Annotated in this window: 14 protein-coding genes; 8 read left to right on the top strand and 6 right to left on the bottom strand. The window is 35.0% G+C overall.

What is annotated here, in order from left to right:
• Positions 1-9: 9 nt before the first annotated feature.
• Together SBO79_RS08120 and SBO79_RS08115 are read right to left on the bottom strand one after the other, a co-directional pair.
• Complete coding sequence (locus SBO79_RS08120; protein ID WP_318639920.1) at positions 10-891, bottom strand: OmpA family protein; 882 nt, start codon at positions 889-891, stop codon at positions 10-12.
• A 112-nt stretch (positions 892-1,003) separates the two neighbouring features.
• Positions 1,004-3,187, bottom strand: coding sequence for a glutamine synthetase III family protein (locus tag SBO79_RS08115; RefSeq protein ID WP_318639919.1), 2,184 nt, complete (start codon positions 3,185-3,187; stop codon positions 1,004-1,006).
• Positions 3,188-3,468: 281 nt separating this feature from the next.
• Between SBO79_RS08115 and SBO79_RS08110 the strand changes: the two genes are divergently transcribed.
• Complete coding sequence (locus tag SBO79_RS08110; protein WP_318639918.1) at positions 3,469-4,434, top strand: TerC family protein; 966 nt, start codon at positions 3,469-3,471, stop codon at positions 4,432-4,434.
• A 378-nt stretch (positions 4,435-4,812) separates the two neighbouring features.
• Here SBO79_RS08110 and SBO79_RS08105 read toward each other — a convergent pair whose 3' ends face one another.
• Positions 4,813-5,310 carry a hypothetical protein gene (locus SBO79_RS08105; RefSeq protein WP_318639917.1) on the bottom strand — a complete coding sequence of 166 codons (498 nt, stop codon included), beginning with the start codon at positions 5,308-5,310 and terminating at the stop codon, positions 4,813-4,815.
• 298 nt (positions 5,311-5,608) lie between these two features.
• Between SBO79_RS08105 and SBO79_RS08100 the strand changes: the two genes are divergently transcribed.
• Complete coding sequence (locus SBO79_RS08100) at positions 5,609-5,923, top strand: HPF/RaiA family ribosome-associated protein (protein WP_318639916.1); 315 nt, start codon at positions 5,609-5,611, stop codon at positions 5,921-5,923.
• A gap of 130 nt (positions 5,924-6,053) precedes the next feature.
• Here the strand turns inward: SBO79_RS08100 and SBO79_RS08095 are convergent, their stop codons facing one another.
• The 3 genes from SBO79_RS08095 to SBO79_RS08085 are packed head-to-tail and all read right to left on the bottom strand — an operon-like array spanning position 6,054 to position 10,272.
• Positions 6,054-6,212, bottom strand: coding sequence for a hypothetical protein (locus SBO79_RS08095; protein ID WP_318639915.1), 159 nt, complete (start codon positions 6,210-6,212; stop codon positions 6,054-6,056).
• Positions 6,209-6,781: an ATPase gene (locus tag SBO79_RS08090; protein ID WP_318639914.1), complete on the bottom strand. Its 573-nt coding sequence runs from the start codon at positions 6,779-6,781 to the stop codon at positions 6,209-6,211. Before SBO79_RS08090 ends, SBO79_RS08095 begins: the two co-directional genes overlap by 4 nt.
• A 53-nt stretch (positions 6,782-6,834) precedes the next feature.
• Positions 6,835-10,272, bottom strand: coding sequence for a methylmalonyl-CoA mutase family protein (locus SBO79_RS08085; protein ID WP_318639913.1), 3,438 nt, complete (start codon positions 10,270-10,272; stop codon positions 6,835-6,837).
• 415 nt (positions 10,273-10,687) lie between these two features.
• Between SBO79_RS08085 and SBO79_RS08080 the strand changes: the two genes are divergently transcribed.
• The 6 genes from SBO79_RS08080 (at position 10,688) to SBO79_RS08055 (ending at position 14,728) form a co-directional block, all read left to right on the top strand.
• Entirely contained in the window at positions 10,688-10,939 is a 252-nt protein-coding gene (locus SBO79_RS08080) for a type II toxin-antitoxin system ParD family antitoxin (RefSeq protein ID WP_318639912.1), read from the top strand.
• Positions 10,932-11,231 (top strand): type II toxin-antitoxin system RelE/ParE family toxin, encoded by a 300-nt coding sequence (locus SBO79_RS08075; protein WP_318639911.1) that lies wholly within the window; start codon positions 10,932-10,934, stop codon positions 11,229-11,231. Before SBO79_RS08080 ends, SBO79_RS08075 begins: the two co-directional genes overlap by 8 nt.
• Positions 11,232-11,502: 271 nt before the next feature.
• The gene (locus SBO79_RS08070; RefSeq protein ID WP_318639910.1) at positions 11,503-12,408 is read left to right on the top strand and encodes a DnaJ C-terminal domain-containing protein; all 906 of its coding nucleotides are present in this window, start codon (positions 11,503-11,505) and stop codon (positions 12,406-12,408) included.
• A 3-nt stretch (positions 12,409-12,411) separates the two neighbouring features.
• Positions 12,412-12,708 (top strand): chaperone modulator CbpM, encoded by a 297-nt coding sequence (locus tag SBO79_RS08065; protein ID WP_318639909.1) that lies wholly within the window; start codon positions 12,412-12,414, stop codon positions 12,706-12,708.
• A 209-nt stretch (positions 12,709-12,917) separates the two neighbouring features.
• Positions 12,918-13,136: a hypothetical protein gene (locus tag SBO79_RS08060; protein WP_318639908.1), complete on the top strand. Its 219-nt coding sequence runs from the start codon at positions 12,918-12,920 to the stop codon at positions 13,134-13,136.
• Between the two features lie 317 nt (positions 13,137-13,453).
• Entirely contained in the window at positions 13,454-14,728 is a 1,275-nt protein-coding gene (locus tag SBO79_RS08055; RefSeq protein WP_318639907.1) for an acetyl-CoA hydrolase/transferase family protein, read from the top strand.
• The last annotated feature ends 100 nt before the right edge of the window (positions 14,729-14,828 follow it).

Raw genomic sequence — 14,828 nt, 5'->3', positions numbered from 1 at the left:
TATTAGATTTTAATTTTCTGTAATCAAAATCTCAACTCTACGATTAGCCGCTCTTTCTAACTCATTCTTTTCTGGAAGCGGAAAAATAGGCTGAGAGGAGCCAAAACCTTGATAGTTTAATCGGCTTTTAGCAATTTTATATTGAACTAAAAAATTATAAATTGCTTTTGCACGCTGAGTCGAAAGATCAAATCTATCAACTGGCATACAGCATAAATGACCTTGAATATCAATTTTAAGCTTTGGATTGCTTTCCATTACAATCAAAAGTTCAAATAATTTTGATCTAGAATCTTTGGTTATAGCAAAGGTGTTTATTTGGAATTCTAAATTTTCCAAAGTCAACTTCTCTCCTACTTTTGCCTCATTCACTCTTTCCATAAATAAAGTATCAAGTACAAATCTCGAAGTTGTATTGTCAGGATTTCTGATTACTACATCCTTCGGATAGGAGATTTTCTTAGGCACTTCTACTTTTGCAGGAGCTATACCTAAAATTTCATCTTCCTTATCCAAATCTTCTTCATCTAAATAAAATAGAGAAACTTTTCTATTCTCAGCTTTAATTTTAGAAAACTGATGTAATTTTCCAAAGCTTCTAGTTTTAAAATCGTTTCTAAATTTAATTTTATTTCCAATTTTATCTTCCACAAATTGAATGCGTTTTTTAGCCAATGTATCATTATAACCAATGCTTCCATCTTCGTCACAAAATCCGTAGACACCAACAATCTTTGAGTTTTTATGATTTTCGATAAATTGCTTTAATCGTAGAATTTCGGTCTTATTAAGTTCAAATTGATCACTTGCAAAGAATACAGAAAACTGTTCCTGAGCATGCAAATGCACAGAAAAGATAAAAAGTAAAATATATAGAATAATCCTGTTCATATAAATGCAAGTTAATGTAAAACAATTTACAATTAAAAAACCAGAAAACAATTTATAAAAAAAAAGCGCCCAACTTGTATTTGAGCGCTTTTAGTTTAGAATTTTAAAATAATTACTTTGTAAATAGTAATTCACGGTATTTGGTCATTGTCCAAATTTCGTCATCTACTAATAATTCTAATTTATCACAATGCTTTCTGATGATATCAAAGTAAGGTTTCACTAAATCGCAATAAAGTTCAGCCATTTCTTGCTGATCTTCCAGTTTATTAACTTGCTTACGAGCTTGGGTCATCTCTTCAACTTTTGAATTAATCCCTTCGATATGAGCAGAGATTTCTCGAATAAGAACAATCTGCTCTTTTCCGATTTCGGCGAATTCTTCACCAAAGATTTCTTTTAGTCCTTTAACATTTTCAATCAAAGTATTTTGATATCTAATAGCAGTCGGGATTACGTGATTTCTTGCAATGTCACCCAAAACACGTCCTTCTATCTGAATACGTTTTGTGTATTCTTCCAACTCTATTTCATAACGAGCAATAACTTCAACATTGTTCATCACATTCATTTCTTCAAATAAATCTAATGATTTTTGATCAATTCTAGCTTTTAATGCTCTTGGAGTAGTTTTGAAATTACTCAAACCTCTTGTGGCAGCTTCTGCTTCCCACTCATCACTATATCCATCACCTTCAAAAAGGATATTTCTTGACTGCTTAATATATTCACGTAAAACATTAAAGATTGCATCGTCTTTCTTCATGTCTTTTGAAATTAGCGCGTCCACTTCCACCTTGAAATCTCTTAGTTGCTTTGCAACCATAGTGTTCAAAATTGTCATTGAATTAGCGCAGTTTGCACTTGATCCAACCGCACGGAATTCGAATTTATTTCCTGTAAAGGCAAAGGACGATGTTCTATTTCTATCAGTATTATCCAACAAAACATCTGGAATTTTACCAACAACATTTAGTTTTAAGTCTGTTTTTTCCTCTGGCGAAAGTTTTCCTGATGATACTGTCTCTAGTTCATCCAACACTTTTGTCAGTTGCTCACCAATAAAGATTGAGATTACTGCTGGTGGCGCTTCATTTGCCCCAAGTCTGTGATCGTTTCCAGCTCCAGCGATCGAACTTCTAAGAAGTGCTTCGTAAGTAGAAACTGCTTTAATAGCATTTATGAAAAACGTAAGAAACTGTAAATTGCTTTTTGGAGTCTTTCCTGGAGCTAGTAAATTTACTCCAGTATCTGTAGCAAGCGACCAGTTGTTGTGTTTTCCTGATCCGTTAACTCCTTTAAAAGGTTTTTCGTGAAACAGCACTTTAAAGTTATGACGCTCTCCTACTTTGTGCATCACATCCATTAATAATGAATTGTGATCTACGGCAAGATTTGTCTCTTCAAAAATTGGCGCCAATTCAAACTGATTAGGCGCAACCTCATTGTGACGTGTTTTTACTGGAATTCCCAATAACATACATTCTTCTTCCAAATCTCTCATATACATTAGAGCACGTGAAGGTATTGAACCGAAATAATGGTCATCAAGTTGTTGGCCTTTTGCCGATGTGTGTCCTAATAACGTCCGTCCTGTAATTGCAATATCAGGTCTTGAATTTGCAAGGGCGCTATCTATCAAAAAATATTCTTGTTCCCAACCCAAAGTAGCTGTAACTTTCTTAACGTTTTTATCGAAATAACGACATACTTCTGAGGCAGCTTGATCTATAGATGTTAAGGCTCTAAGCAATGGCGTTTTGAAATCTAAAGCTTCTCCTGTATAAGAAACAAAAACAGTTGGAATACATAAAGTTGTTCCGTAAATAAAAGCTGGCGATGTAGGATCCCAAGCCGTATACCCTCTAGCTTCAAATGTATTTCTGATTCCTCCATTTGGGAAACTCGAAGCATCCGGCTCTTGTTGAACAAGCATTCCTCCGCTAAATTTTTCTACCGATCCACCTTCCATATCGGTTTCAAAAAAGGCATCGTGTTTTTCGGCCGTTACTCCTGTCAGTGGCTGAAACCAGTGGGTGTAGTGAGTAACACCTTTGCTCATTGCCCATTCCTTCATACCCAATGCAATATAATCTGCAAGTTTACGGTCAATCTTTGTTCCATATCTGATGGCATCACGAACACCTTTGAAGGCATCAGATGTAAGATACTGTTTCATCGAATGTTCATTGAAAACATTTGCTCCAAATAGATTCGATTTTTTATTCTTTTCCTCAAAGTGAACAGGTTCTCTGTTTGCTGCTTCTTTTAGTGCTTCAAATCGTAATATTCCCATCTTGAATGTATAATTTAATTTATTACCCCCGTATTAAGAGTGCAAATATAGTTATTTTTGATAAAATATAATTCACACCCCCACTATTTTCACTCAAATAGAAAAATTAATTCAAAATTTGAAATTGTGGAGTCTTTCAAAGAATTGTTGAAAGCGCACTCTAATCATAAATTCTTCTTAAAACTATCGAAAACTATGATTTAATTATTGAAAAGAAATAATTATATAAAAGAATATTGACAGCGTCCATATATCTTTGTCAAAATTAAAAAAGGTACATTATGATAGTTTGGATTCTGTTTTTTATTGCAATTTTTATTTTTCTAGCGCTTGATTTGGGTGTTTTTAATAAAAATCCGCATATCATAAGCTCGAAAGAGGCAGGCATTTGGACTGCAATTTGGGTTACTTTATCAGCCATGTTTTCTGGTGTAATATATTGGCTTTACGGCACAGACTACATTGCAAATCCTGACGGCCTAACTCAAAGCCTAGCCGCAGTAAAGTATATTACAGGTTACTTGATTGAGCTTTCTTTAAGTGTCGACAATATATTTGTGATTGCGGTAATTTTTGCTTCTTTCAAAATTCCGCCGCAATATCAGCACAGAGTCTTGTTTTGGGGAATATTGGGTGCGGTATTTTTTAGAGGATTGATGATTTATTTTGGAGTAATCTTAATAAATAAATTTTCGTGGATGACCTACATCTTTGGATTGTTCCTTTTATTTACGGCAGCCAAAATGTTATTTAAAGGCGATGATGAAGAAGCTTTTAATCCTAAAAAATCTTTCATATATAAATTAATTGGAAAAGTTATTCCGATTACCACTCAGATGGACGGCGAGCATTTCTTTGTAAAGAGGAAACATATTACTGCGGCAACCCCTTTATTTGTTGCACTTCTAGTTATTGAAGTAATGGATATGTTATTTGCCTTGGACAGTGTTCCTGCAATTCTTGCTATTACATCTGATCCATTCTTGGTGTTCAGTTCCAATATTTTTGCGATTTTAGGTTTACGATCGATGTACTTCTTCTTAGCTAATATGCTTGAGAAATTCAGCTATCTTGAATACAGTTTAATTGTTATTCTAACTTTTGTGGGAGTAAAAATGTTTATCGTTCACTTCTACAAATTTCCAGAATGGGTATCACTATCGGTGATTGCCGTCTCTCTTGCTGCGGGAATTTTCTATTCACTGTACAGAGACAAGCAAAATCATAAGAAAAAGCATATATCTTAAAAAAATCCCGCTCAATTCTCGTTGAGCGGGATTTTTTTTTGGCTATTAGCGGTCAGCCTTTTGCTTTGCCAAAATTCCCTATTTATAGAAAGTCAAGTTATATGGTTTAGCACAAGCTAATTGACTAATATCTATTTTGGCAACTGAAATCCGCAACTACATTCTTGCTAAAAGCAGATTGCTGAATGCTGATCGCTACTTCAGAAATGGCTAAATCCAATTAGTTATTTCTTTAATGCACAGTAGGTCGATATAACGAGGACGTCACACTAGAACAAGTTTTCTTTTAAGCGGCCTGAATATATTTGGCGAAAGCCAGGTAGCCTTTAGCTATTAGCAATCAGCTAGAGTAAAGGCTAATGGCTAACTGCTAAAAGCTTATAGCTGCGACTCATCAATCCCATAGGCCTTAATAACCGCGTAATAATCTGTAAGATCTACTTTTTTCTTGTTGGTTAAATTTCCTGGAATAATGACTACTCGAAAAAGCTGATTGCTAATATATTCCGGCTGTAGCACCGATGTATCTGTGTATCCCAAGTTAATGACAATGTCATTTACAGTGAAATCAAAGTTAAAATCTAACTCTCCTCCATTGTCAAAATAGTAGGTTTTAGGGAGTGATTGCCAAATATTATTGCCATTTGCAACACCAGATCTTCTATAAACCAGAATCATATCATCTAGATAGATGGCAGGATTTAAGTTATATAGAACGCTGTAGTTTCCATTTTGATTTACGAAGTTCACATTCTTGATTTCGAAAACTTCAGCAAGGACAGAAGTTCCATCTTGGCCACGAGGACCTTCAGGACCCGTACAACTGCTGAAAGATGTAGCAGCGATTGTTAGGACAAAAAGTATTATCTTTTTCATAGTTTAAATATTTAATTGTTTATTGTAAAAATAGCCATTCAAAAATTAATCCAAAAGCAGCAAATCATAACTTATTTATATAATTAAAGGATTCTAAAATTTCTAGGCTGTTCTTAGTATATCAAAACTTAATTTAGTTAATTAACGCTTCAAATAATACTTTGGATTGTCTAGTTGATTGATTCTCAATTTCGTAAATTATGGAGGCATCAAATTTCTTAATTTTTTAATAATATGACCTACTTTGACTCGAAGTTTGCTAACTTTACGAGTAACAACATTAAATAACCATAAAACTATGACTATACAAATCAATACAGACAACAACGTTGAAAACAGCGCAAGATTAAAACAGTATTTTACAGAAGAGCTTGAAAAGTCTCTAGCGAGATTTGATGATAGAGTGACAAGAATTGAAGTTCATTTTACTGATGAGAACGGCGATAAATTTGGACTAGACGACAAGAGATGTGTAATCGAGGCGCGCCCAGAAAACATGCCGCCGGTTGCAGTTACAGAGCATGCAGATACTATCGAAAAAGCTTTTAGTGGTGCACTTGACAAGATTAAAAAAGTGTTGACAACAACTTTTGAAAAGAAAAGAACATACTAATAAATCTACAATTATTAGACCTACTTGGGAGCGGCGTGAATTAGTTCACGCCGCTTTTTTTGTGGGAATTTCGAAATAAAAAACCCGATTGCTGAGAAACAATCGGGTTTTTTTATTTTTTAGCTTAGATCTATAAGTTTTCTGCTTTTATATGGACGATCTTATTTCCACGCATCACTACTAGTGGACTGTTTTTTTGCTTTTTAAACTCGATGAGTTTCTTGTAGGTTAACTCAAGACCTTTCAAAATTTTTTCTTTCTCTTCTATTTCAATTTCTTTGATAGTCATAGTAATTCTTTTAAAAGGTTAAACTTTTCTTCATCTTTTATATAAAAACCATCAGCACTTTTGTCCGCTATCAATTCGTGAATTCCTTCTGAATTATCAAAAATAAGAGCTCTATCAACAATAGACAAATATATATTAAACAAGTTTTGAATTCCTCTAATATACCTTCTTTCGATAACTTCTAGTGGAATATTGTGTCCACCTTCAGCTACTCTTGATCGAACACGATCTTTGGCTAAACTAATACTTTCCAGCCAAAAGAATAACAAAGTTACTCTATATCCTTTCACCTTTGCTTCTTTTATCTTGCTTTTATAACTTTTTGTCGCCAAGGTGGTTTCAAATGCAAAACTTTCACCTTCGACAAGCAAATCATTTATTCTCTTAATCATAATTCGCCCAGATTCAAATGAAACTGTCTCTGGTTGAAAAGGAGATAAACCTTTTGCTATTTCGTCTGCATTTACAAATTCTTTGCATTCTAACATCTCAGGTAAAACAGTAAATGATGCGGTTGTTTTCCCCGCACCATTACAACCTGCTATTATATACAGCCTTTTGTTTGCCATAAATATTTAGTTAGAATCCTGAACAGATTCCAATTTTATCAATCTTTAACGATTTACATATTCCTTCTATACTGTCCTCCTACTTCAAACAATGCCGCAGTAATCTGTCCTAACGAACAAACTTTGGTTGCTTCCATAAGATGGTCAAAAAGGTTTTCATTTTCGATAGCTGCAATCTGAATAGTTTCCAATTGTTGTGCTACTTTGTCTGCATTTCCTTTATGAAGGTTGTGCAACATTTCTATCTGATACTGTTTCTCTTCTTCGGTAGCTCTAATAACTTCAGCCGGAACCACCGTTGGTGATCCTTTTGAACTTAAGAAAGTATTTACACCGATAATCGGAAACTCACCATTGTGTTTCAATGTTTCGTAATACAAACTTTCTTCCTGAATTTTAGAACGTTGGTACATTGTTTCCATTGCACCCAAAACTCCTCCACGTTCTGTAATTCGGTCAAATTCCTGCAATACCGCTTCTTCTACAAGATCTGTAAGTTCTTCGATGATAAACGCTCCCTGAATAGGGTTTTCGTTTTTCGCAAGTCCCAACTCTTTATTGATAATAAGCTGAATCGCCATTGCGCGTCTTACGCTTTCCTCTGTAGGAGTTGTAATTGCCTCATCATACGCGTTTGTGTGCAATGAGTTACAGTTATCGTAAATTGCATACAAAGCCTGAAGCGTTGTACGAATATCATTAAAGTCGATTTCCTGTGCGTGCAACGATCTTCCAGATGTCTGAATATGGTATTTAAGCATTTGAGCTCTGCTATTTGCACCGTATTTAATTTTCAGAGCTTTCGCCCAAATCTTTCTTGCCACACGACCGATTACTGAATATTCAGGATCGATTCCGTTACTAAAGAAGAATGATAAGTTTGGTCCAAAATCATTAATACTCATTCCACGGCTTAGGTAATATTCTACATAAGTAAATCCGTTAGAAAGTGTAAATGCCAATTGCGTCAATGGATTTGCACCCGCTTCGGCAATATGATAACCTGAAATTGAAACCGAATAAAAATTTCGAACATTATTTGTTATGAAATACTGCTGAACATCACCCATCAATCTCAATGCAAATTCTGTTGAGAAAATACAAGTATTCTGCGCTTGATCTTCTTTTAAAATATCTGCTTGAACCGTTCCTCTTACCTGCGAAAGTGTGCGAACTTTAATGTCATTATATACATCTAATGGCAAAACTAAATCTCCTGTAACTCCAAGCAGCATTAATCCCAAACCGTCATTTCCTGCTGGAAGCGCACCTTGATAAGCTGGTCTTGTAACACCTTTTTTCTTGTAGATATCCGCAATTTTTTTCTCTACTTCTTTTTCAAGACCGTTTTCTTTGATGTAATATTCACACTGCTGATCAATTGCAGCATTCATAAAAAATCCAAGTAACATTGGCGCTGGCCCGTTGATGGTCATACTTACAGATGTCATCGCGTGCACTAGGTCAAATCCTGAATATAATTTTTTGGCGTCATCAAGACAGGCAATAGAAACTCCTGCATTACCAATTTTACCGTAAATATCTGGTCTTAAATCTGGATCGTTTCCGTAAAGTGTAACCGAGTCAAAAGCGGTAGACAAACGTTTTGCAGGTAGTCCCGCGCTCACATAATGGAAACGTTTATTTGTTCTTTCTGGCCCACCTTCTCCAGCAAACATTCTTGATGGATCTTCTCCTTCTCTTTTAAAAGGATATAATCCCGCGGTAAACGGAAATTCACCAGGAACATTCTCCTGAAGAACCCACTTCAATATATCTCCCCAAGCTTCATACTTAGGCAAAGCAACTTTAGGAATCTGTAAATGCGAAAGTGATTCGGTATGAGTTGCGATTTTAATTTCTTTGTCTCTAACTTTAAAAGAATAAACTGGATCTTTATATTTAGTTACCTTTTCTTTCCAAGTCAAAATCACTTCCCAGTTGTACGGATCAAGATCCATTTTCACTTTTTCGAATTGTGTAAGAAGTAAATTCAAAAAGAATTTTGAGTCATCATTTGTATCCAAAGCAGAAACTACAGATGTTTCTTCGATTCCCGCTTTTGATAATGTTGGAACTTTTCCACCAACAGATTCGATGGTCTTGAAAATTCCGAATAACTTCTGAGCAACTTCTTGCTGAGAACGAGCATTGCTGTCATATAATCTATTGCTTTCGGCAATTTCAGATAAATAACGAGTACGGCTTGGTGGAATTACGAAAATCTTCTCGCTCATCTCTCTCGTAATTTCAAAAGTAGATTTAAGGTCAGAATTCGTTTTTTCGTGCACTTTGTCCATAATTGCTTTGTACAAAGTATTCATTCCAGGATCATTAAACTGCGAAGCGATTGTCCCAAAAACTGGAAGATCGTCCAAGTTTGCATCCCAAAGTAAGTGATTGCGCTGAAATTGTTTTTTTACATCTCTCAAAGCATCAAGCGCACCGCGTTTGTCAAATTTGTTGATTGCTACAAGGTCAGCAAAATCAAGCATATCGATTTTCTCCAATTGTGTTGCAGCACCAAATTCTGGCGTCATCACATAAAGAGAAACATCGGAGTGATCCATAATTTCTGTATCAGATTGCCCAATTCCAGAAGTTTCAAGGATTATTAAGTCATATTTTGCGGCTTTCAAAACCTGAATCGCTTCAGCAACATATTTAGACAAAGCAAGATTTGATTGTCTTGTTGCCAACGAACGCATATAAACTCTAGAATTATTAATAGCATTCATTCGAATTCTATCCCCTAGAAGTGCGCCACCAGTTTTTCTTTTTGAAGGATCTACAGAGATAATTCCTATTGTTTTCTCGGGAAAATCAATTAAGAAACGTCTCACAAGTTCATCTACAAGAGACGATTTTCCAGATCCACCTGTACCAGTAATTCCAAGTACTGGAGTTTTAGAATCAGCATTCATCTGGTGAATTTTATCAAAAGCAGCTGCTGCAATTTCTGGGAAATTCTCTGCCGCCGAAATCACTCTACCTATAGATCTTGGATTTTTATCTTCAAGATGATCAACCTCATCGGTCAATTTATCACCCAGCGGAAAGTCAGATTTCTGAACCAAATCATTAATCATTCCTTGAAGTCCTAATTTTCTACCATCATCGGGAGCATAAATACGGCAAATTCCGTAAGCTTCCAGTTCGGCAATTTCAGTAGGAAGAATTACTCCACCACCACCACCAAAAATCTTGATATGTCCCGCTCCTTTTTCCTTGAGCAGGTCATACATATATTTAAAATACTCATTATGACCACCTTGATAAGACGTCAACGCAATCGCATTCACATCCTCCTGAATAGCAGTGTTAACTACCTCTTCAACGCTTCTGTCGTGTCCTAAGTGAATAACTTCCACTCCAGTTGACTGAATAATTCGACGCATAATATTGATTGCCGCGTCGTGTCCGTCAAATAACGAAGCTGCGGTAACTATTCGAACCTTATTTATTGGTATATAGGGCTTTTGTACTTCCATTTTTACTAAATATCGATTTAAAGTCCGCAATTTACGCATTTATTAAAAATTTACCCGCTTATACCATTTGAATGTTGACAATATAATAAAGAAGGATTTTTTTTTCGCTTTCGCTAAATGAAAAACAGCAGCCGTCACTTTAGAATATTTTAGGTAAAACATTACAATTCATCCACTTAAGACGAACCTAAACTACTTCGATTTCGCCACTTCCGAAGTTCTCCGTGTATCTCGCCTTCATAAGTAAAACGTGAGATTTTCAAGTATCACCAAATCATCTTGGAATAAATTTTGATTTCCAATCGAATTTTCGGAAATTTATGTGGCTAAATCTTTCACTTAGATCAATTTTAGTACAAGGAAATTTTTTTCAATTCTACCAATTTTTGGTATATTTGAGTATAATATTAATAAAATGGACAAAAACACCTCAATATCGTTAGGAAATTATTTTGATCAATTCGTTCAAAGTACTGTAAAGCAAGGAAGATTTAAAAACGTAAGCGAAGTGATACGTGCTGGTTTAAGACTTTTAGAAGAAGAGGAAAATAAAATAACCGTCTTAAAAAGTGCCATTCAAGAAGGAATTGATAGCGGAGTAGCACTAGACTTTGACCCAGATGAACATCTTGCATCTCTCAAAGCGAAAAAGCACTCAAATGGCTAATTATATATTAACAAACAAAGCTATCGAGGATTTATCAACTATTTGGGATTATAGTTTTGAAGTATGGTCGGAAAGTCAAGCTGACAAGTATTACCAAGAACTTATTTCTCATTGTCAAAAAATTGCCAAAAACCCAGAAATAGGAAAAAACTATGATGGAATATCGAATCAATTGCTTGGAATGAAGGTAAATCAGCATGTTATATTTTATAGAGTTCAAAACGAAAGTTTTGTTGAAATAACCAGAATATTACACGAGAGAATGGATTTAAAGAAGAGAATAGCGGAATAAAATTTTCAACAGTTCAATATTATGTTCACCATAGTTTAACTTACAAATTCGATTTATTTGTAGCCCTATATTGTAGTGTTTAGTGCAAAATTCGTAATTTCATATTGTATTAAAGATTTCAATTAAAATCGTTTTGAACTTTTACTGAATATATCTAAAATTCATATTTCACTTTCGTAAAAAATATTTTATTGACGAAATACTAGTACAAAGTATTACACTTCTTCAAGTTTGCAACAGAAATAACCAGCAATCCTAACAAAAACTATTTATGCACTTCATAGACTATTACAAAATACTCGAAATACAAAAATCTGCTACCGAAGCAGAAATCAAAAAGGCCTACCGAAAACTTGCGAGAAAATACCATCCAGATTTAAATCCGAATGATAAAACTGCCGAAGCGAAATTCAAATCGATCAACGAGGCGAACGAAGTTTTGAGCAATGTCGAGAATCGCAAGAAATACGACAAATACGGAAAAGATTGGCAGCACGCTGATGAATTTGAAAAAGCTGGTGGACGTCCACGCAGCGGCGGACAACAACAGCAATCTGGCGGATTTGCCGGCGGTGGTTTTGGAGGAGATTTCTCTGATGCAGGAGATTTTTCAGATTTCTTCAATTCGATGTATGGCGGACAAGGCGGCGGACGTCGTCAAAGCGCCAAATACCGAGGTCAGGATTTAAATGCCGAATTTCAATTGGATTTAAAATCAGCTTTTACAACTCACAAACAAACCTTGACCGTAAATGGCAAAAACATCCGAATTACGATTCCTGCAGGAGTTGAAAATGGTCAAATTATAAAAATTCCCAATCACGGATCGCCCGGCGCCAATGGTGGACCAAACGGAGATTTATACATTACATTTAATATTGCCAATGATCCGAAATTCAAACGTGACAAAAGCAATCTTTACAGTACTCACGATTTAGATTTATACACAGCTCTTCTAGGTGGAGAGGTTGTAGTTGACACATTTGATGGACAAGTAAAAGTGAAAGTTGCTCCCGAAACTCAAACTGGAACTAAAATAAAACTCAAAGGGAAAGGGTTTCCAGTTTACAAAAAAGCAGATCAGTTTGGTGATCTTTATGTTACTTTCAACGTGAAACTTCCAACTAACCTAAGCGACAAGCAAAAAGAACTTTTTAGAGAAATCTCAAAATTATAAATTATGACAGATAGCAATCTCATCCTCATAGAACAAATTTGCAGACATTACGAAATAGAACCTGACTTCATTGTCTCTTTAAATAGCTACGGATTAATCGAAATTATTGAACTCGAGCAGAACAAATATCTCAAATTACAAGAAATGACTATGATCGAAAAAATGATCAGAATGCATTATGATCTTCAGATTAATATCGAAGGAATTGACGCCATTTCGCATTTGCTGAACAAAATAGAAAATCTACAATTTGAACTTCAATCGGTGCAAAATCGACTGAGGATCTATGATGCCGAATAATAATTTATTTTTAAAATAATCACGGAATATTTTAATTCAGGATGATAGCGTTTTTGAAAACTCTGAATTAGTTTAAGATGAAGAATTATTACTTAAGAGAAAGATCCATTATGGATAACTTTTTGGGGTAATTTTGAAAATGGCTTGATAGAAAAAAAACAAGAAGTACGAAATTTTCCGTAAATTCAAATATATTTAAAACTTCTAAAATGGATATTCAAACGACAAAACTGAAATTTAGTAAAACTATTTTGGAAGATGAAAATTCCGAATTTTTACAACGAGTTGCTGATTTCGTACAAAAGGAAAAGAATGACTTTTGGAGTGAGTTGACCTTGACTGAACAAAAAGAAATTAAAAGAGGAATTGAAGAGTTGGATGAAGGAAAGAGAATTTCTTATGAGTCTTTTTTAAAGAAAATTTCGTAGAAATTGAAAGTTTTCTTTTCTGAACTTGCCAAATCAAAACTCTTGAAGCTAACTGTTCTACTGGAAAATCCTGTATATTTTCTACTGCGTAATGCCTATTATAACTAGCCGTAGATAAGCATTCGGCAAACGTTATCTAGCCCATCGATAAAGAACTAAAACTAATAAAAATTGCAGACGTATTTGACACTCGTAAAAATCCAATTAAAATTAAAAGAACTATCTAAACTTTACTAAAAAACCATTTGCAAACAATAATAAAAGACAAAAGAGTCAGTTATTAGTTGTAATTTTGCACAAATTCTAAAACCCTTGCTATGATTAAGTATTGCTCAGCTGAAGAAGCTGTAAAAGTAGTTGAATCTAATAATATAGTTTACTTACAAGCTGCAGCAGCAGCACCAACATTACTGGCAAATGCTCTTACCGAAAGAGCTGGAGAATTAAAGAATGTCGAAATCTGTCATTTGCATACCGAAGGAGAAGCTCGTTACGCCAATCCAGAATTAAGCGAGAGTTTTCACGTAAATTCTTTTTTCATTGGAAAAAATGTTCGCCACACGATTAGTGCAGGAAACGGATCTTACACTCCAGTTTTCTTGAGCGAACTTCCAATGCTTTTCAAAAAAAGAGTAATTAATCTTGATGTAGTTTTTATTCACGTTTCTGCTCCAGATGCGCATGGATATTGCTCATTAGGAACATCTGTAGAAGCAACAGTGGCTGCAATTGACAATGCAAAAATTGTAGTGGCACAGATTAATCCAAGAATGCCAAGGACTTTTGGAGATAGTGTTTTACACATTTCTGAAATAGATTATGGCGTTGAAATCGATATGCCAATTCACGGCCACGAAATGGGAATAATTTCGCCGGTAGAAAATAAAATTGGTCAATATGTGGCTTCACTTATTGATGATAGAAGTACGCTTCAAATGGGAATTGGATCTATTCCAAATGCCGCTTTAGCAAATCTTACCAATCATAAAGATTTAGGACTTCATACCGAAATGTTTTCGGATGGTGTAATTGACCTGATCGAAAGTGGTGTTATCAACTGCAAATACAAAGGAATCAACCGCGGACAAGCACTTGCGACTTTCTTAGTTGGATCTCAAAGATTATATGATTTTGTGGATAACAATCCATTTATCGATATGCGTGTTTCAAATTATGTAAACGATACCGCACGTATTCGAAGAAATCCTAAAATGGTTGCTATAAATTCAGCAATCGAAGTGGATATTACCGGTCAAGTAAGTGCAGATTCTATTGGACACAAAATGTATTCGGGAGTTGGAGGTCAAATGGACTTTATTCGTGGTGCCGCATTAAGTGATGGCGGAAAAGCGATTATTGCACTTCCATCGACCACAAAATATGGTGATAGCCGAATTGTTCCTTATCTAAAAACTGGAGCTGGAGTTGTAACAACCAGATCTCACGTACAATATGTAATTACCGAATATGGAATTGCAAATCTTTACGGACAGTCATTGTTAAAACGTGCCAAGGCGCTAATTGAAATCGCGCATCCAGATCATCAGGAAAGTATTGATCGAGAATATCACGCTTTATTTAAGAAGATGTAGATTTATAATGTTTTATAATGCGCCACTTTTGAAACTTTTTGGGTTTTGGAAGTGGCGCTTTCCTTTGCTGGTATTTTCTATTGTCGCTAGAGTACTCTAA

This window comes from Flavobacterium ardleyense (assembly GCF_033547075.1).
GTDB classification, from domain to species: Bacteria; Bacteroidota; Bacteroidia; order Flavobacteriales; family Flavobacteriaceae; genus Flavobacterium; species Flavobacterium ardleyense_A.
This window is presented reverse-complemented; position numbering and strand designations above follow the sequence as displayed.